The sequence below is a fragment of the Cellvibrio sp. KY-YJ-3 genome, from assembly GCF_008806955.1.
Lineage (GTDB): Bacteria > Pseudomonadota > Gammaproteobacteria > Pseudomonadales > Cellvibrionaceae > Cellvibrio.
On record NZ_CP031727.1, the window covers coordinates 872,549 to 891,066 of the forward strand.

At 47.3% G+C, this 18,518-nt stretch carries 16 protein-coding genes; 2 read left to right on the forward strand and 14 right to left on the reverse strand.

The features are described from left to right. Window positions 1-11: 11 nt before the first annotated feature. The 6 genes from D0B88_RS03750 to leuA all read right to left on the reverse strand — a co-directional run bounded on the left by D0B88_RS03750 (window position 12) and on the right by leuA (window position 8,085). Complete coding sequence (locus tag D0B88_RS03750) at window positions 12-1,277, reverse strand: ABC transporter permease (protein WP_151055200.1); 1,266 nt, start codon at window positions 1,275-1,277, stop codon at window positions 12-14. 10 nt (window positions 1,278-1,287) lie between these two features. After that, window positions 1,288-2,526: an ABC transporter permease gene (locus D0B88_RS03755; RefSeq protein WP_151055203.1), complete on the reverse strand. Its 1,239-nt coding sequence runs from the start codon at window positions 2,524-2,526 to the stop codon at window positions 1,288-1,290. Window positions 2,527-2,531: 5 nt separating this feature from the next. Continuing rightward, window positions 2,532-3,257 (reverse strand): ABC transporter ATP-binding protein, encoded by a 726-nt coding sequence (locus D0B88_RS03760; protein ID WP_007639136.1) that lies wholly within the window; start codon window positions 3,255-3,257, stop codon window positions 2,532-2,534. Between the two features lie 197 nt (window positions 3,258-3,454). Beyond that, entirely contained in the window at window positions 3,455-4,717 is a 1,263-nt protein-coding gene (locus tag D0B88_RS03765; protein WP_007639130.1) for an ABC transporter permease, read from the reverse strand. A gap of 14 nt (window positions 4,718-4,731) precedes the next feature. Continuing rightward, entirely contained in the window at window positions 4,732-5,982 is a 1,251-nt protein-coding gene (locus tag D0B88_RS03770) for an ABC transporter permease (protein ID WP_007639128.1), read from the reverse strand. A 435-nt stretch (window positions 5,983-6,417) separates the two neighbouring features. Beyond that, the gene (leuA, locus tag D0B88_RS03775; protein ID WP_151055206.1) at window positions 6,418-8,085 is read right to left on the reverse strand and encodes a 2-isopropylmalate synthase; all 1,668 of its coding nucleotides are present in this window, start codon (window positions 8,083-8,085) and stop codon (window positions 6,418-6,420) included. A 297-nt stretch (window positions 8,086-8,382) separates the two neighbouring features. Between leuA and D0B88_RS03780 the strand changes: the two genes are divergently transcribed. Further along, on the forward strand, window positions 8,383-8,847 hold the full coding sequence (locus tag D0B88_RS03780; protein WP_170941689.1) for an Lrp/AsnC family transcriptional regulator: 465 nt from the start codon (window positions 8,383-8,385) through the stop codon (window positions 8,845-8,847). A 58-nt stretch (window positions 8,848-8,905) separates the two neighbouring features. On the opposite strand, the gene D0B88_RS03785 is transcribed toward D0B88_RS03780, so the two are convergent. The 7 genes from D0B88_RS03785 to D0B88_RS03815 all read right to left on the reverse strand — a co-directional run bounded on the left by D0B88_RS03785 (window position 8,906) and on the right by D0B88_RS03815 (window position 16,357). After that, window positions 8,906-10,534 carry a glycoside hydrolase 43 family protein gene (locus D0B88_RS03785; protein ID WP_225318520.1) on the reverse strand — a complete coding sequence of 543 codons (1,629 nt, stop codon included), beginning with the start codon at window positions 10,532-10,534 and terminating at the stop codon, window positions 8,906-8,908. A 317-nt stretch (window positions 10,535-10,851) separates the two neighbouring features. Continuing rightward, window positions 10,852-12,180: a CAP domain-containing protein gene (locus tag D0B88_RS03790; protein ID WP_151055209.1), complete on the reverse strand. Its 1,329-nt coding sequence runs from the start codon at window positions 12,178-12,180 to the stop codon at window positions 10,852-10,854. Window positions 12,181-12,295: 115 nt separating this feature from the next. Beyond that, window positions 12,296-12,742, reverse strand: coding sequence for a nuclear transport factor 2 family protein (locus D0B88_RS03795; RefSeq protein ID WP_151055212.1), 447 nt, complete (start codon window positions 12,740-12,742; stop codon window positions 12,296-12,298). A 5-nt stretch (window positions 12,743-12,747) separates the two neighbouring features. Next, a complete protein-coding gene (gene cynS, locus D0B88_RS03800) occupies window positions 12,748-13,188 on the reverse strand; it encodes a cyanase (protein ID WP_151055215.1) in 441 nt (146 codons plus the stop codon). A gap of 10 nt (window positions 13,189-13,198) precedes the next feature. Beyond that, the gene (locus D0B88_RS03805) at window positions 13,199-14,083 is read right to left on the reverse strand and encodes an ABC transporter ATP-binding protein (RefSeq protein ID WP_151055218.1); all 885 of its coding nucleotides are present in this window, start codon (window positions 14,081-14,083) and stop codon (window positions 13,199-13,201) included. 4 nt (window positions 14,084-14,087) lie between these two features. Continuing rightward, window positions 14,088-14,915, reverse strand: a complete 828-nt coding sequence (gene ntrB, locus D0B88_RS03810; protein ID WP_151055220.1) for a nitrate ABC transporter permease — start codon at window positions 14,913-14,915, stop codon at window positions 14,088-14,090. A 2-nt stretch (window positions 14,916-14,917) separates the two neighbouring features. After that, window positions 14,918-16,357 (reverse strand): CmpA/NrtA family ABC transporter substrate-binding protein, encoded by a 1,440-nt coding sequence (locus D0B88_RS03815; RefSeq protein WP_151055223.1) that lies wholly within the window; start codon window positions 16,355-16,357, stop codon window positions 14,918-14,920. A 290-nt stretch (window positions 16,358-16,647) separates the two neighbouring features. Between D0B88_RS03815 and D0B88_RS03820 the strand changes: the two genes are divergently transcribed. Continuing rightward, the gene (locus D0B88_RS03820) at window positions 16,648-18,210 is read left to right on the forward strand and encodes a sigma-54-dependent Fis family transcriptional regulator (protein ID WP_151055226.1); all 1,563 of its coding nucleotides are present in this window, start codon (window positions 16,648-16,650) and stop codon (window positions 18,208-18,210) included. 34 nt (window positions 18,211-18,244) lie between these two features. On the opposite strand, the gene D0B88_RS18980 is transcribed toward D0B88_RS03820, so the two are convergent. After that, window positions 18,245-18,406 (reverse strand): hypothetical protein, encoded by a 162-nt coding sequence (locus D0B88_RS18980; protein ID WP_007639109.1) that lies wholly within the window; start codon window positions 18,404-18,406, stop codon window positions 18,245-18,247. Window positions 18,407-18,518 lie beyond the last annotated feature (112 nt).

Here is an 18,518-nt window from a genome sequence, read left to right on the forward strand (position 1 = left end):
TGGTGAATAACTTACTCGTCTTGCAGCGCGACAATCGGATTCACAGTTGCTGCTTTTGCGGCAGGCATCAGTGAAGCCAGGAACCCTGAAAAAATTAATACTGCTACGGCGCTCAGGGCGGTATTAAAATCCACCTCCGGGTTGCGGAACATGCCGGCACTACCGCCATTGGCTTCCATCAGCATATTGATACCTTCCAATAAAAGTACGCCCATTACCAAGCCGAAATACCCGGCAATGGCGGTGATAAAAACTGACTCTTGTACAATCATGCCAATAATGGATGCCGGTGTTGCGCCAAGTGCTTTGCGCAAACCAATTTCCCGGGTGCGCTCTTTCACTACAATCAACATAATATTGCCCACACCAATTGCACCGGCCATAATGGTGCCAATCGCTACAATCCAACTGAACACATTAATACCGGTGAACAAACCGTAAATTTTGTCGAATTCATTTTGCAAATTAAAACTGCCCAATACACCCATATCATTTGGATCAACTTTATTGCGCGCGTACAAATATTTTTTTACATCCGCTTCTGCGACAGCGGCATGTATGCCTGCTGGCGGAATTACCACAAAACTGCCCACCCAATCCGCTTGGTTAAAAGCGTAGCGCAACGTGTCATTGGGAATATAAACCTTTTCTTCTTCAGCACTGTTGGGATTAGTCGAGCTGGATTTATAAACGCCCACTACCTGAAAACTAATACCCGCCAAGGTAATATCCGCACCAACTGCATTTTCCCCCTGCTTAAACAAAATCTCTTTTACGCGAGTGCCGATGATTGCCACCTTGCGGCGCTTGTTATCATCTATTTCATTGATATAACGGCCTTCCACAATTTTTTGTTGGTGGATATTCGCCATGCCCGCATGGGTACCTTGAATGGGAAAGCTGCCATTATTTTTTTTGTATACCGTGTAGGCTGGTGAGCCATCCCAAATTCCCACGCTATTTTGCGCATAAATTCTGTCTACACTCGGCACATTGTTTTTAATCGCTTCGACGTCATCTACTTTCAAACGGATTTGCCGGCCAACCGGTAAACCTTGATAAGCCAGTTGTGTTGGGCTTTGCGACCAGATCCACACTGCATTGGGAATTTCTTTAAAATCTTCCACCACCCCATTTTCCAAGGCTTTACCGGCACCGAGCAAAACAGTGAGCATAAAAATGCCCCAGAACACACCAAATGCCGTAAGTGTGGTACGCATTTTATGCTGATTAAGGGTGAGGAAAATTTCCTGCCACTTTTCGGTATCTATTAACATAAAGTGGCCCTTAATCCGCGCGCATGGCTTCAATAGGTGCGATACGTGCTGCTTTTAAAGCAGGGACTAAACCTGCTAAGGCACCAACCAACACCAATAAAATAATGGCGGTAATCGCCACCTGAAAATTCACTTCCGGGTTTTGGAAGAAAGGTAAATTTGCCCCCGCTGAACGCAAACCAAAAGACACTAATTCCAATAGACCCACACCCAAAACCAAACCTGCATAACCGGCGATTGCCGTTACCAAAATCGATTCCATTAACAAGGTAGTGACAATGCCAAAAGGTGTTGCGCCCAGTGCTTTGCGAATACCAATTTCACGGGTGCGCTCCTTCACGGTAATAATCATGATATTGCTCACCCCGACTATACCGGCCATTAATGTTCCCAATCCGACAAACCAAATGAATGCATTAATTGCCAAAAATAATCCGTTCACCATTTTTGCCGGCTCAGCCATATTGAATGAACGGATTGCACGTTTGTCTTCCGGTGAAACCTGATGGCGTTGCCTTAATAATTGCATGACACTTTCTTCAAATTTAAAACCGTCAACCCCTGCTTGGGGGCGCAACCAAATGGAGCCAATTTTATCGCTGGTACCAAACAGTTTTTGAAAAGTAGTTTGTGGTATGTACACCCGCTCGGAATCCTGCCCGCGATTACCCTTGTCGTAAAACACTCCCACCACTTTCATCACTACACCGTTAACGCGAATATCTTTACCCACTGGGTCTATATCTTTACCAAATAATCTTTCGCTCACCACGGTGCCAATGACCGCAATTTTTCGCATCTGTTGATCGTCGAGTGGGTTAATTTTTCGGCCAAAATTAAATGGCACCGATTCTTTTATTATGAAAAAATCATCGGGCACGCCATGCACTCCAAAAGAACCATTTTTCTTTTCATAAATGATTGAGATTCCACCGCGCTGGCTCTCCGCTGCAGCAATACGCACCCCGGGTATTTTTTGTTGAATCGCCGCAATATCTTCCGTTGTTAACTCAATTTGACGACCGACGCCCCTGCCGTTGTGGGCGATCGACGTTGTGCCGGTATAGACCACAATAAAATCCAGCACGTCAGAACCAAAACCATCGTAAACACCGTTCTGCATTCCACGCCCGGCACCGAGCAATAGAATCAACATGAAAATACCCCAGAACACCCCAAAGGCAGTCAACAGGGTGCGCAATTTATTCTGGCGCAGGGTGTAGAGGATTTCTTGTAAGCCATCAAACATGGTGTTTACCCTAGAATCTCTTCTTCATCCTGATCATCCGCCGTTATTAGTGGCGCATGATGGTGTTTGCCCGAAACAATCAAACCGTCTTTTAAAATAATCTGCCGTTGAGTTTGATCAGCAATATCCTGTTCGTGGGTAACAATCACAATGGTATTGCCCAACTGATGAACTTCTTTTATCAGCGCCATTACTTCCTGGGTGGTTTGGCTATCCAATGCACCAGTGGGTTCATCGGCGAGAATCACTTTAGGTTTAGTCACCAAGGCACGGGCAATCGCCACGCGCTGTTTTTGCCCACCGGATAGTTCATTAGGCATATGGGTAGCGCGATTACTCAAGCCCACCATTTCCAAATATTGTGCCGCACGGTAGTTCCGCTCTTTGCGGCTGACACCCTGGTAATAAAGTGGCAGCGCAACATTTTCAGTAGCATTTTTAAACGGCAATAAATTGAACGATTGAAATACAAAACCCAACAATTCATTGCGCAGTTTTGCCGCTGTTTTTTCTTTGAGATTTTTGATTTCACGGCCGGCGAGAAAATAATCACCCTGATCGTGGCTATCCAAAATGCCGAGAATATTCAGCAGCGTCGATTTACCGGAACCGGAGGAACCCATAATCGAAACCAATTCACCTTCACGGATATGCAGGTCGATGCCCTTTAATACATGCAGCGGTTGCTCGCCGGAGTGATAGTACTTATGGATGTTATGGAGTTTGATCATGTTAAATTCCTTGGCGGTTTGCTCGTTGGCTGCGCAGGCAGCTTATTCACTTTTCAAGGGCTAGCCGTATTTTTTAACCGCGCTTAACACTTTTATGACAAGTGTCAGCTAAGCGCGATTGTGAAGTGTCACCATTAGTGACTTATTGTTAACTTTGATGCATTAGCAGCAGCTTTGGATTCACTGCACTAACAATTTTATTCATCTTGCAAAGCAGTAATGGGATTCACACTCGCCGCATTACGTGCTGGTAATAAGGCTGCCACCACGCCGGTAATCACCAGCACCGCAAGCGCCATGATTGCAATTTGAATATCAATAAACGGTGACGCAAAAATACCATCGCCCTGCCCCAAGCCAACCAGCAAAGCGCGAATACCTTCCAATAAAAATACTCCCGCAACCAAACCGGTGTAACCGGCAAGTACGGTAATCACCAGCGATTCATGCACAATCATCAAGCTTATGTTCAAGGGCGTTGCCCCCATGGCTTTGCGCAACCCAATTTCGCGCGTGCGCTCTTTTACCACCACCAACATAATATTGCCGACACCAATCACACCGGCGATGATGGTGCCAATCGCTACCATCCAACTAAAGCCGATTACTCCGGTTACCAAACCACGATTTTGCTGATAAACCTGCTCCATATTAAAACCGCCGATCACACCGGAATCATCCGGGTGAATGCGATTGCGTTGGTAGAGCAATTGTTTGACATCGCGCTCGGCATCAAAGGCGCTGTAACCTTGTGCCGGAGTAAAAAATAACATTTGAAATGCGTCGACTTGATTAAACGCGTAACGCAGCGTTTGATTGGGTAAAATTATTTTACTGTTAGCTTGCTGCGCACCATCACCGGGTTCGGTGGATTTATAAATTCCCACCACCACAAATTGCACACCGTTTACTTTAATCGCCTCACCAATAGGGTTAGTGCCATCTTTAAATAAAACTTCCTGCACGCGGGTGCCTATTACCGCCACCTTGCGTTTCTCGCGTTCGTCCAGCGCGTTAATGTAACGACCTTCCGTCACTTTCAAAAATTCAAACGGCTCCCAACCGGGGTGGCTGCCATTAACCGAAAACGAACCGCTCTCTTTGCCATAAACCACATACTGCGCGGCACCCCAGGCGCCGAGATTATTCTTTCCATCCACCATTTCTACGCTGGCAATTTTTTGGCGAATGGCTTCTACATCGGCTTCGGTAAATTTCACACTGCGGCCTTTACCCAGGCCTTCAAAGGCGAGCTGGGTAGTATTGGATGGCCAAAAAATTACTACATTTTTTGCATCGCCAAAAATGCCTTCAATTTTGCTGCCAAAGCCCGTGCCAAAACCGAGCAGAATAACCAACATAAAAATTCCCCAAAAAACACCAAAGGCCGTTAAGCCAGTGCGCAGTTTTTGTTTTTTGAGGCTGTTGATAATTTCTTGCCATTTATCCCAATCAAACATGTTTTGCTCCTTCCCTACTCGGCTTTCATTGCTTCAACCGGCATGATGCGCGCAGCGCGCAATGCGGGCATTAATCCGGCAAAAACCCCGGAGAGAATAAGCAATAACAGAGCGCTAATGGCGATACCCAAATCGATTTCCGGTTGTTGAAAAAAAGGCAGTTCTACTTTTAACGCGGTTAATAGTGCCGAGACGCCCTCCAAAATTCCTACGCCCAATACCAAACCGCTGTAACCCGCCACGCTGGTCACCAATACCGATTCAAACAACAGGCTCCCCACAATGGAACTGGGTTTAGCGCCCAGTGCTTTGCGAATACCAATTTCGCGGGTGCGCTCTTTCACTGTGATAATCATGATATTGCTTACCCCCACAATGCCCGCCAGCAAAGTGCCTATGCCCACCAACCAGATAAACATATTCAAGCCGGTAAACATGGCGTTGATGTCTTCCGCTTCGCGCGCTTTGTTGCTCACTTCAATTGCACGTACATCGTCGGGGGCAATTTTGTGGCGCTGTTTTAACAGCGCGAGAATATCTTCTTCCAGTTTGATGCCATCGACACCGGGTTTGGGTCGCACAGTAATTAACGCTACTTCTTGACCACCGCCAAAGGATTTTTTAAATGCGGTCACCGGCATATACAACCGTTCCGACATTCGCCCCTGATTGCCCTTGTCGTAAAACAAACCAATCACTTTGAAAGAAATGCCGTTAATTAGTATTTCTTTGCCCATGGCTTCGGCGTGGGTGGTAAATAATCGTTCGCTCACGCGTGTACCTATTACCACCACTTTGCGGTTGTCATCTTGATCCAACGGATTCAAACGGCGGCCATCATCAAAGCGCACTTTTTCTTTGATATTAAAATATTGATCAGCCACACCCAGCACCCCAAAGCTGCCGGACTTATTGCCGTACATCACTGAAATATCAGAATTAATAAAAGAGCCGAGCGGATTTTCGCTGGAGAGATAACCCACACCGGGAATTTGTTGGCGAATTGCCGCCATATCACTGTCGGTCAACGCAATTTGACGGCCAACCGGTAGACCCAAATAAGGTACAGAGGTGGTACTGGGGAAAATCCAAATCGAATCGGAAACGTCGTTGCTCCAACCATCGGCAAATGCGTTTTGCATACCGCGCCCGGAGCCGAGCAACAGGATCAACATTAAAATGCCCCAAAACACCCCGAAGGCGGTAAGCGCAGTACGGAGTTTATTTTGGCGCAGGGTAAATAGAATTTCTTGCAAGCTGTCCATGGCGATTTCCTAATCGTGCGGTAGCAGTAGCTGGATAAGTGCTTTGACGCACCCATCTCCTTTTTGGATTCACTTCCCACTGTTTTTATTAATAAGGCGCCCAAATTAACACAGACTGGTGTACTTGGATATTTGTTCAACCCGCGTGCTTAGCACTTTCATCTATAAAAATGCAGTTGCAAATTGACAAAAAAGAGTCCCTGCAGCAGCACCTGCCGGGAACCCAATAACCAGCCGCGCCCCGGGGTGCTGCACGCGGCTGGTTATCAAGTGCGGAGAGAAAACCAAATTCAGGTTGGGGGATAGAATTTGGTGACCTCGATAGTTGGATGGTGATTAAACTGATTTGGATTCAAAAAGAGTGAATAAAAAAGCGCAGCCCCTTTGAGTTATCTTAGGAAGCTGCGCTTTTTAGATTGGATAAAACGGTATTACTTAGCTAATTGCCCCACTGCGATTCACACCATTAATCAACGCTTTTATAGCCGAGGTAATAATGTTGCGATCTTGCCCTACACCGTAAACCGGTTTGCCATTTTTCACTTTGATTTCCACGTAAGTCACCGCGGCCACATCAGAACCTTCACCGACGGAATGTTCGGAATAATCAATCACGCTCACTTCCGCATCGATAAATTGACTGATTGCGTGGGCGGCGGCATCGATGGGGCCATTACCGCTGCCGCTGATTTGCACGGTTTTGTCCTGATGTTGGGCGTGGATGACTATATCAACCTGATGCGTATCATCCTGCTCACTAAACTTACTCGATTGATAAGTGATAGGCGAATTTACCGCAAAATATTCGTCGTTAAAAATCCGTGCGATGTCAGTCGCTTTAACTTCTTTACCGGTACTGTCGCTAACTTTTTGTACCACACCACTGAATTCAATTTGCAAACGACGCGGCAATTGCAAACCGGCTTCCTGTTGCAACAGGAAACTCACACCGCCTTTACCGGACTGCGCGTTTACCCGCACGACGGCATCGTAACTGCGATTTAAATCTGCTGGGTCGATAGGCAAATAAGGTACCTCCCACAGTGCGTCTTTTTTCTGCACTGCAAAACCTTTTTTGATTGCATCCTGATGTGAACCAGAAAAAGCGGTAAATACCAATTCGCCGGCATAGGGGTGACGCGGATGCACCGGCAATTGCGTGCACTCTTCATGCAATTTACGCACGCGATCTATGTCAGAAAAATCTAACCCTGGGCTAACGCCCTGCGAATACAAATTCATCGCCAAGGTCACCAAACACACATTACCGGTGCGCTCGCCGTTGCCAAACAAACAACCTTCAACACGATCTGCACCCGCCATCACTGCCAATTCTGCCGCAGCCACTGCGGTGCCACGATCATTGTGCGGATGCACGCTGATAACAATAGAATCGCGGCGATTGATATTACGGTGAATCCACTCGATTTGATCGGCATAGGTATTCGGTGTGTTCATCTCCACCGTTGCGGGCAAATTCAAAATCAATTTCTTTTGCGGGGATGGATTCCAAATTTCTACCACCGCATCGCACACGTCTTTTACCAATTCGATTTCAGTCGATGAAAACACTTCCGGTGAGTATTGAAAAGTCCAATCCACTTCCGGTGCTGTTGCGGTTAATTCTTTGCACCATTTAGTGCCTTGAATCGCGATATTTTTTACACCTGTTTCATCGGTGTTGTACACAATTTTGCGGAACGCTGGTGCGAGTGGATTGTACATATGCAAAATCGCACGCTTGGCGCCGCGCAAACTTTCCACGGTTTTTTCGATCAAGTCGTAACGCGCTTGCACCAATACTTCGATGGTAACGTCATCGGGAATTAAATTTTCTTCGATCAATTGGCGAGTGAAGTTGTAATCAATTTCGCTGGCCGAAGGAAAACCGATTTCGATTTCTTTAAAACCAATCGCGACCAATTCTTTGAACATACGCATTTTGGTGGCAACGGACATAGGGTCGATCAGTGCTTGATTGCCATCGCGCAGGTCAGTGCTCATCCAAATGGGCGGTTTTTCAATGTGATTATTCGGCCATTGGCGGTCGGGCAAGGAAACACCGACAAAACGCTGGTATTTGCTGGATGGATTGGCAAGCATGGTTGACTCCGTGATGTCGCAAAAAGGTATATCGTAAAAAATAGAGGTTGATGGAAAGCCCGGTCCGGTCACAACAGCTGGGGATAACAGCGCTGGATTCCTGAAAGTGCGGTCACACAGGTAGGAACCCCATTCCGGCGCGGGTAGCGCGCGGCTTTTATCAACATGTACCCAGTATAGGCAGATGAGCTTGGCAGATGATTGCGAAGCTTGTGTTAATATCAATAATTGAACAATATTATTGCTATAAAATTCAATTTATTGAAATTTAATTTCCATCATATGGAGTTTATCGCTATGGAACTCGACCGTTACGACCGTTTGATACTGGAAGCCTTACAGCGCGATGGCCGCATCTCCAACCAGGAATTGGCCGACAGTATCAGCCTGTCGCCCTCCCCTTGCCTGCGCCGCGTGCGCGCACTTGAGGAAGCGGGGCTGATCGATGGTTATGTCGCGCTACTCAATGCACGCAAACTCGGGCTGACATTGGTGTCATTCATCCAGATCAGCATGGATAAACACACCCCGGACAGGTTTGATTCCTTTGAAAAAACGGTAGAAGCCTACCCCGAAGTGTTGGAATGCCACTTGATCACCGGGCAGTCGGCGGATTACCTGTTAAAGGTCATAGTGAAGGATATGGATGCTTATCAACAATTCCTGCTGCAAAAACTCACCCGCATCGAAGGGGTGAGCGGGGTGCATTCGTCGTTTGTGCTGAAATCGCCCATTGATAAAACGGCGTTGCCAGTGGGATGAACACTTGAGGTTTTGATGTGTTTGAAAAAAGCATCCATCCACACTTATAAAACGGCAATTACTCCAAACGCATAAAATCAAAATCTACACTGCCGCCGGTTTGCTCTGTGGCAAAGTTAAACAGGGCAAACCTATAGCCCATAAAATGATCCAGTGAATATTTCATCTGCAGGGTGTTGCCGATAGGTTTCCACTCAATGCCGTCAAGGCTGTAAGCGAAAGTTGCCGTGTCTTTCAAGTCGCGGAAATCCGTATAGGTTTTTAAATGAATTTTTGATTCAGTGAGAGGAACTCGTTCGATCACACTCCACTGATCTTTTTCACCGCTCGCCATCACAATGAATAAACCTTCTTTGGTTTTTTCAACGCCTACAAATCCATAGGCAGATTGCAAAGCACCAATACCAGCGTAATCGCCTGATTTCATGTTGCTGGCATCAATGAATGTATGCGCAGTTGAAACAGGGCCAAACGTGCGTTGGGTTAGGGTATTTTGCGTTTCAACAAAACTTTTATCCAAACGCAAATTGGTTAAACGTAAAAATCCTTTGCGATCGGTAAGCGACCAGCCTTCGGCAACTGGATTGTGATTCCATTGCCACGCCATTTTGAGCGGCTGATTGGCAGCATAATAAAATTCATCCGATTCAATAATATTATTGAATCCTTGATGTGTAACTTGAATCGGTAACTCATCAGGCACCTTGCCGTTTACGCCATAAATCGGCCAACCGTCTTTCCAATGCACAGGTACCAAATAAGGAATACGCCCTACTGCACCACGGTCACGAAATAAAAATGCATACCATTTGCCATCGGGTGTATCAATTAATCCACCTTGGGCGATGCCCTTGTCCGTTAATGCGACCCTGCCTTCATAGCTCCCCATCAAGGTATCCGAGCGATAAATTAATTGGGTACGCATTTTATTCGCGGGCCAGGAAATTAAATTGAGATAATATTTTCCATTTACTTTTAACATCTGCGCACCTTCGGAAGGAACCCAGAATTTATCGCCTGCAACACGTGACGCTTTTGGGATTAATACACGATTAACGCCGTCTTTTTTTATTGCCGTAGCATCAGCGGTTAACTCGACGATAAAAATATCGTCATTGCCATAAATCATAAATACACGGCCATCATCAAAAAATAATGATGAATCATGAAACAAGGCATCGATTTCAGATCGCTGCCAATCGCCGGTTTCAATATTGTCCGTTGAAAAAATATAGGTTTTTTTGGTGGTATTGGAAAAACTACTGACGTAATAACGCCCATTGTGATAACGCAAGCTACTCGCCCAAGTGCCTTCACCATAGGCTTCTTTGCCATTATTCAAACTGGATTTTTCATCGCTTGATAAAATTGGATAGGCATAACGCACCATTTCCCAATTTACCAAATCCTTTGATTTCATAATCGGCAAACCGGGATTCATATGCATGGTGGTGCTACTCATATAATAAGTGTCGCCCACGCGCATCACAGCTGGGTCAGGCACATCTGCCCAGATCACAGGATTATGAGCAAACGGTTTTTTGATCTCCGCCGTTTGGCAGCCCATCAACACACTCAACACCAATAGCAAACCCGTGAGTATAAAAACGGCAGGCAAAACCTTCCGCTTGGGCAGTGAGCTGTGAAACTCCATAGAGTCGTTTTGGAAATGAGTGAGTTCTTGCACCTTGCTGATCCTTTCTTTTGTTTGGTTTATGTGACGAATCGGTGGCCTATCCTCAGTGATTTCCTGCTACTAAGCAATTCATCACAAGGTCTTTACTCATTCTTTACTTTTCGCTTAAAACTTGTTCAAAATGCACATATAAACCATCATAAGTGCAAATCGCACATTGTTTAATGATAGGGGTTCACCATGTCAGCACTTGCACAAAAAATCCCAAAAGAAATGACCGCGTGGCTGTGTGAAGTTAGCGCTAAGGAAGTAGCTTTTAAACAACGGGATAAGTTCTATCCCGTTGTAAAATTTATGATTTTAAAGTTTTAGGGAATAACAACACGAAGATTATTTCCCGACTTAATCACATCCAGTTTTTGATTTTGATTGGCTACCTGCACCGAATAATAAACTGGTGCTCCTAATGCATCGCCGGTGATACTCAATTCATAATTGCCATTGGTAAGTGGGATTGAATAGGCGCCGGAATTAAATACGGGATAGGATTTTCCATTGGTGGTAATCGTTATACCACTTAACCCTTCACCCACATCATAAAATTCGTTGTTATTTTTATCGTCGTAAATAACACCCGTTAAAAAATAGCTTGAACCGGAACGCGCAAAGTTTTGCGTGAGCATGGACGATAAATAATTGCGCCCATCCTGCATAAAATAACCTTGCAGCTGACCGACACCCAACTCGCGGAAATTGGCGTTAAGGATATTCACGCGATGCCCCGGTGATTTAAATAATCCTTCGTGTTGTGAAATCGCGTAGCTGGTTAAATTGATTGTACTTCCCGTCGTTCCGCCCCAGGCAATATTTTCCCCACTCGTCCAACTGCCGGTAAATGTATAACCTGCTGCCTGCATCCGTTCATGGGGTGTTGAATTATTCTCACCTGTATGGGAAAAAATATCGGAATCCAACATCCATTGTGAATGCTCGCGTGAAGATTCAATCAGCAACAAATTATGGGCAAGCGGTGGTTTGGGTGAGTTGGTAATTTGAGTGCCGGTGATGCCATCGTTTAAACCGATTCCCAGGCGGGTCGCTTCCAAATCAGGATTAGCGCGAGCGCGATTTATTAACTCAACCACTAACACCTCCTGCGCAGTTGGCTGTTTGGTTAAATCAATGACAGCCGGTGTTGCACTGACTTCACTGCTGGCAATACTTTCCTGATTTCCGTTGAGTGCGGTCACCACAAAATAATAGGTTTCGTCGTTGCGCAGGTTGGTAATAATACGCGGCGACGTTGCATCATCTACCCGGGTTCCATCAGCAAAGCTGGCAATATTGTTAATCAGAATATTGGCTTCGGATGCGTAGTAAATTCGATAGCCAGTTGCACCGGCAACGGCGTTCCAGGTTAGCGTGACCGACGCGGTGCCAGGGATGGCAGAAGTATTTTGTGGCGCAGCGAGTGAACTATTTGAGAAATTAGCGTTGCTACTCAGCGTGGAAGAAATGCTACTTGCGCTAGTGCTGGATACAGGGTTAGCGGAAGATGGGCTCGCGGGCGCCGATGGATTTGAGTTTCCGGATGAACCCCCACCTCCGCCACCACAGGACACTAAACCACCACCGCACACTAAAAGGCAGAGTGCAAAAATGGAAAGGGATCTTCTAAAAAATAATGTAGTGTTCATAACGATTTAACCAATCTTGCCAATAACAGTTTTGATACTAGCAAGATTGGTTAGCACCAACCGAGACTCCAACCACAAGTCAAGGTTTGCACCGATGGTACATAACAACCTTTGGTTATAAGATCTTTCTTTCCTCTGCACTAATCTTCACATCGTTAATACTCGCAAAACGTCGCTGCATTAATCCATTTTCAGCGAACTCCCAATTTTCATTACCATAAGAACGAAACCATTGCCCTTCGGCATCGTGCCATTCATATTCAAAACGCACCGCAATGCGATTTTCAGTGAATGCCCACAATTCTTTTTTCAGGCGATAATCCAGCTCTTTGTTCCACTTCGCTTGCAAGAATTTAACGATAGATTCACGCCCGGAAAAAAATTGATCGCGGTTGCGCCACTCACTGTCCGGCGTGTAAGCCAGTGCAACACGTTCGGGGTCGCGGCTATTCCAGGCATCTTCCGCCGCTTGTACTTTTTTTAGCGCCGTTTCTGCCGTGAATGGAGGAAACGGCGGCCGGGGTACAACGGCTGTTAAATCCACAGCGGATTGCACATTCATAATGATTACCAGGCTTTGTAGGGCAGGAATTTGCCATTGAGATTGATGACCACCCGATCACCTTTTGGGTTTTCTTCTTTGCCAATTTCCATGGAAAAATCAATCGCGCTCATAATGCCGTCACCAAATTTTTCGTGAATGATTTCTTTAATTGTCGGGCCGTAAACGCCGATCATTTCATACAAACGATAAATCAACGGATCTTGCGGAACATTCGGTTCCCAACTTTTACTGGGGCATTGCATCAATGCAATTTTGGCAGCTTCCGGTAAATCGAACACTTTGCACAGCGCTTCCGCTTTATCCGCCGGCGCGCTGTTCATGCCCAAACAGACCGAGGTGGTCCACACTGGTGACATGCCAATGCTCTCTGCAACACCTTCCCACGTCAGGTTCATTTTTTGTTTGGCGATAACAATGGCTTCTACAACGTCTTGCTTTTTCATAGTGGTTTCCTCAGGCATTAACAAGTTGATTAACAGGTGTCGATTGCTCGACTGATGGTTGGTCTAGCGGATTTACACTGATCGGGAATTCATCGCACGCAGAATTTTTAGTAAAGGTTTTTGAGCGCTTCACTAAAAACTCCACCAGATGATTGCGAATGGTGTAATAACCGGGGTGATGAATTATTTCGGCGCGTTTACGCGGCTTGGGCAAATCCACCACCACCGATTCTGCAATCACCGCGCCCGGCCCATTGCTCATTAATAAAATTCGATCCGATAATAAAATGGCTTCATCGATATCGTGGGTAATCATAAAAACCGTTTGGCGAGTTTCGCTGCAGATATTCACTAGCTCGTCTTGAATCACGCCGCGAGTTAATGCATCCAGGGCGCCAAAGGGTTCGTCGAGTAATAATAATTTTGGTTGGGTAGCAAAGGCGCGAGCGATGGAAACTCGCTGGCGCATACCGCCGGATAATTGCGCGGGTTTGCGCTGTTCAACACCTTGTAAACCGACCATGGTTAAATAGCGCAAACTATGGGTGCGAACCGCTTCTTTACTCCATTGTGGCCAGCGAGCGCGCACACCAAACATCACATTGTCGAGCGCACTTAACCAGGGCAATAGCGAATAATTTTGAAACACCACACCGCGCTCCAAACTCGGGCCACTGACTTCGCGGCCATCCATAATCACTACGCCTTCAGTGGGTACATCCAAACCGGCGAGGGTATTCATGATGGTCGATTTGCCGCAGCCCGAATGGCCAATAATGCAAACGAACTCGCCTTTCTCAATCGTAAAATTGGCTTGCTCAAATACGGTGAGTGTTTCTTGCTTTGATACAAAACGTTTCGCCAGTTGTTGAACTTGTAAAAAAGATTGGCTCATTCCACTACTCCTCGTATTGGACCAATTTGGTAGCGGCAGTGAGTGCCATATCCAACAACATGCCCACCAGGCCAATCATCAGGATGGAAAAAATCACACTGGTTAAATCCAGGTTATTCCATTCATTCCACACGTAGTAACCAATCCCGGTTCCACCAACCAACATTTCGGCAGCGACAATGACCAACCAGGCGATGCCGATAGAAATGCGCATGCCGGTTAAAATAGTCGGTGCCGCTGCCGGTAAAATAACGGTGAACGCCGTGCGTAAAGGTGATAGCTCATGAGTGCGTGCAACATTGATCCAATCTTCACGTACATTCGCTACACCAAATGCGGTGTTCAATAACATCGGCCAAATGGAACAAATAAAAATCACAAAAATTGCCGAGGTTTCTGAATCCTTAATAATGAACAGCGCAAGTGGCATCCACGCCAGGGGTGAGATGGGGCGCAATACTTGAATATAGGGATTTAATGCGCGGTACATGAGCGGCGACATGCCGATTAAAAATCCCACTGGCAAGGCAATGATTATTGCGAGAAAAAATCCGCTCAGTACGCGATAAAGTGAATAGCCGAGTTGAATACCTATACCTTTATCGTTGGGGCCCGCATCGTAAAAAGGATTGCGCAGTTCTTCCCACGCGCGCACTAACACCGCCGAGGGTGGCGGCACGCGCGCTTCTTGTTGCGCACCGCCCATGAGCAATTCATATTCCGATTGCGCTTCACTGGCCGCTGGCGCTTGTGAGGAAAACTCCCACAGGCCCAGCACCAACACCAGAAAACTCAGCGACACCAGCAGCGCACGCAGGTTAAGTGAACTCATATTTAACCCCTGCGAATTGGAAAACTATTGATGTATTCATCCGGCTTGGTGTAATCGAACTCTTTGCCCATGATGAAATAGTTTTTGTTGGTGCTGGTGGGAACGGCATAACCCAGTTCTTTCATCACCTTTTCACAATCGGTTGCGAGATAAACCTGACCCGCGATGGTCTGGTAGTCCACTGCGCCTTTGATATATCCCCAGCGCTTCATTTGGCTGAGAATCCATACCGCCATGGAGTGCCAGGGGAAAGGATCAAAGTCGATGCGGTCGGGCACATTTTTCACCTCACCCAAACCATCGGCGTAGCGGCCCAGCAGCACCTGTTCAATAACTTGCACGGGTTGGTTGAGATAATTGGCGGGGGCAATCGCGGCGGCAATTTCCTTGCGATTTTCTGCCTTGGAAGAATAATGGGTCGCTTCCACAATCGACTTGAGCAGCGCGCCATAGGTGTTGGGATTGGTCAGCGCAAATTCCTGGCTGCAGGCAAAAGCGCAACAGGGGTGGCCATCCCAAATATCTTTGGTGAGGGTGTGGATAAAACCGACTTTTTCCCATACCGCCCGCTGGTTAAAAGGGTCGGGCGAGAGGTAGCCATCGAGGTTACCGGCGCGCAAGTTCGCGACCATTTCCGGCGGCGGCACTACGCGGATCTGCACATCCTGATCCGGGTCAAGGCCGTGTTCGGCGAGGTAATAACGCAGCAAAAAATTGTGCATGGAAAATTCAAAAGGCACGCCAAATTTAAACCCCTTCCACTGCTTGGGGTCGCGTTTATCCTTATGGTCTACATGCAACACAATCGCCTGGCCATTGATATTTTCCACCGCCGGCATAATGAAATTTTTGGCGGTTGAGCCGATACCTAAACTCATCGCCAGTGGCATGGGCGTCAACATATGCGAGGCATCGTATTCACCGGCGAGGGATTTATCGCGCGCCACGGCCCAGCCCGCAGTTTTAATGACCTCCACCTCCAAGCCGTGTTTGGCATAAAAACCCATGGGCTGCGCCATGATAATCGGGGTGGCACAGGTGATAGGGACAAAACCGACGTTGAGTTTTTTCTTTTCCAGCGGACCGCCCGCTTCTTGCGCCGCCGCTTTAATCGCCGCCATGGGCAGTACCGAGGAGAGCGCGGCGGCGAGGGTGCCGCCACCTACCGCACGAATAAAACGACGGCGGCCGTGATCGTCCTGATTAAACACCGCGCGCACTATGGCGTTTTCAATAACACGATCCATCACCGCTTCGCTGGAACCTAAATCCCCATCCGCCGATATTGAATCCACCCGGGCGTATTGCTCTGCCTGTTGTTCCAAAGCCTGTGAATAGGCACGGTTATCTGCCCCCAGGCGACAGGTATCGCAATGGCAACCACGCTGGTGAATCAATGAGGTTTCGCTGCTGTATGCATCACCCAAACTTTTATCGCTCATAACGCCCCCTTTGTATGCATGCACGCACCAACACTTGGCGACGCGCTGAATCAATGAAAAATCCGGAACTTGCGTTGACTAGCTACAAGGCTTATTGCGAGCCCCGTGCCAACCTCTTAATTTTTCGTAATTGACTGATTTTTAAGGGGATTTTTTATTATTACGGGAAACGATAACAACGAAAAATCGTGACTCACGAAATTTCGTTCAGCTTGGCACGATTTTTCGTTGTATTAGCTGGTGTGTATTCACTCAACCACCACCTACCGCATCCAGCAAGGGGATCCTCTGTGAGCAACCTGCCCTGCCCAGTCCATCACTCCGTCGCGCAGCATCAATCCACTACTGCTATGTCGGCAATTACCCAGGTATTCCAACAATTTGAACAGCAGAACCAACTGATCCTGAATGCGGCGGGTGAAGGTATTTATGGTGTGGACGCTGAAGGGCGCGCCACCTTCGTCAACCCGGCGGCGGAGCGGATTCTAGGCTGGAAGGCGGAGGAACTGATTGGTAACAATATTCATTTGGCGATTCATCACAGCCATAACGACGGCTCGGATTATTGCGTTCAGGACTGCCCGATTTTTGCGGCGTTTCACGATGGTACGGTGCGCCGTGTGGATGATGAAGTGTTTTGGTGTCGCGATGGCCACCCGGTGCCGGTGGAGTACACCAGTACCCCGATTTTTGATCAGGGTAAACGGGTGGGAGCGGTGGTTATTTTTCGTGACGTATCGGAGCGTAAAAGCGCGCAGGAAAAATTGCACTCCACCATGGAAGAATTACGTCTGGCACTGGAACAGGTTGAACAGCTCAAACACAAACTGGAACTTGAAAATGCCTATCTGCAACAGGAAATCAGTGAGAGTTTCAGCTCCCATCATATTGTGGGTAAAAGCCATGCTGTGCAGCAGATTAATCACCAAATTCAATTGGTCGCGCCCACGGTAGCCACGGTATTGATTACCGGTGAGTCAGGCACGGGCAAGGAATTGATCGCACGCGCTATTCACCGCGCCAGTGAACGCAACCAGCGCCCGTTGATTCGCGTGAATTGTGCGGCTATTCCTCCGGAACTGTTTGAGAGCGAATTTTTTGGCCATGTGCGCGGTGCATTTTCCGGCGCCGTGAGCGCACGCATGGGCCGCTTTGAAGTTGCCGATGGCGGCACCCTCTTTCTCGATGAAGTCGGCGAATTACCACTGGCGTTACAGGGAAAATTATTGCGCGTATTGCAGGATGGAGAATTTGAACGGGTGGGCGAATCTATCACCCGCAAGGTGGATGTGCGGGTAATAACGGCCACCAATCGTGATTTAAAACAGCGTGTTGAACAGGGTTTATTCCGCGAGGATTTGTATTTTCGCCTGAATGTTTTTCCCATCCGCTCGGCACCGCTGCGCGAGCGGCTGGAAGATATACCACTGCTGGTTGCGCATTTTTTACAGGCCACCTGCCAGCGGTTTCACAAAACAGCGCTTAAAATTTCCCTCGCCCAAATCCAACGCCTGCAGGCCTACCACTGGCCAGGTAATATCCGCGAGTTGGAAAACCGCATCGAACGGCAGGTAATTCTCAGCCAGGGCGATAAATTAGTACTGGATGACCTCCCGCAATACCAACAAGCCAGCCAACTGCCACTTCAATTAGCGAGCGAGACACTGACCGAACAGGATTGTCGCCAGATGCAATACCAGGCAACGCTGGATGCGTTAGTGCGCACAGGCGGGAAAATTTATGGCGTGGATGGTGCGGCGCAATTACTGGGTATCAAACCCACTACCCTTGCCTCGCGCTTGAAAAAATTAGGGATAAACCGGCAACAGCTATTGGCTGCGTACCCGCAATAAAAAAGGGGCTAATTAGCCCCTTTTTTAATTCGTTTTAGCCATGTTTTTTATGCGCACGGCGGTCGCCCTGGCGGCGATCCCTGGGGATGTCCTGCGGGATGCCTTTATGCTGTTGGCGACGATCATGGCTCTGACGTTCTTCCAGAGCATCTTCAATTTGCGTTAGCAGTACCTTAGGTGTCTTTACTTCTGTCATCGTTAAATCCGTCTCACTAAGCAGTTAATTCAAGGGTGGATCGCTGTTATTACGACTTCTGTATTATTGTAGACCAGCTTGAAATTCATTTTTGGGATTATGGAAGTTTTCT

What these genes read in the sequence shown, in the direction of transcription:
- D0B88_RS03750 (WP_151055200.1), bottom strand. Translation starts at nt 1,277, where the DNA reads ATGTTAATAGATACCGAAAAGTGGCAGGAAATTTTCCTCACCCTTAAT.
- D0B88_RS03755 (WP_151055203.1), bottom strand. Translation starts at nt 2,526, where the DNA reads ATGTTTGATGGCTTACAAGAAATCCTCTACACCCTGCGCCAGAATAAA.
- D0B88_RS03760 (WP_007639136.1), bottom strand. Translation starts at nt 3,257, where the DNA reads ATGATCAAACTCCATAACATCCATAAGTACTATCACTCCGGCGAGCAA.
- D0B88_RS03765 (WP_007639130.1), bottom strand. Translation starts at nt 4,717, where the DNA reads ATGTTTGATTGGGATAAATGGCAAGAAATTATCAACAGCCTCAAAAAA.
- D0B88_RS03770 (WP_007639128.1), bottom strand. Translation starts at nt 5,982, where the DNA reads ATGGACAGCTTGCAAGAAATTCTATTTACCCTGCGCCAAAATAAACTC.
- leuA (WP_151055206.1), bottom strand. Translation starts at nt 8,085, where the DNA reads ATGCTTGCCAATCCATCCAGCAAATACCAGCGTTTTGTCGGTGTTTCC.
- D0B88_RS03780 (WP_170941689.1), top strand. Translation starts at nt 8,383, where the DNA reads ATGGAACTCGACCGTTACGACCGTTTGATACTGGAAGCCTTACAGCGC.
- D0B88_RS03790 (WP_151055209.1), bottom strand. Translation starts at nt 12,180, where the DNA reads ATGAACACTACATTATTTTTTAGAAGATCCCTTTCCATTTTTGCACTC.
- D0B88_RS03795 (WP_151055212.1), bottom strand. Translation starts at nt 12,742, where the DNA reads ATGAATGTGCAATCCGCTGTGGATTTAACAGCCGTTGTACCCCGGCCG.
- cynS (WP_151055215.1), bottom strand. Translation starts at nt 13,188, where the DNA reads ATGAAAAAGCAAGACGTTGTAGAAGCCATTGTTATCGCCAAACAAAAA.
- D0B88_RS03805 (WP_151055218.1), bottom strand. Translation starts at nt 14,083, where the DNA reads ATGAGCCAATCTTTTTTACAAGTTCAACAACTGGCGAAACGTTTTGTA.
- ntrB (WP_151055220.1), bottom strand. Translation starts at nt 14,915, where the DNA reads ATGAGTTCACTTAACCTGCGTGCGCTGCTGGTGTCGCTGAGTTTTCTG.
- D0B88_RS03815 (WP_151055223.1), bottom strand. Translation starts at nt 16,357, where the DNA reads ATGAGCGATAAAAGTTTGGGTGATGCATACAGCAGCGAAACCTCATTG.
- D0B88_RS18980 (WP_007639109.1), bottom strand. Translation starts at nt 18,406, where the DNA reads ATGACAGAAGTAAAGACACCTAAGGTACTGCTAACGCAAATTGAAGAT.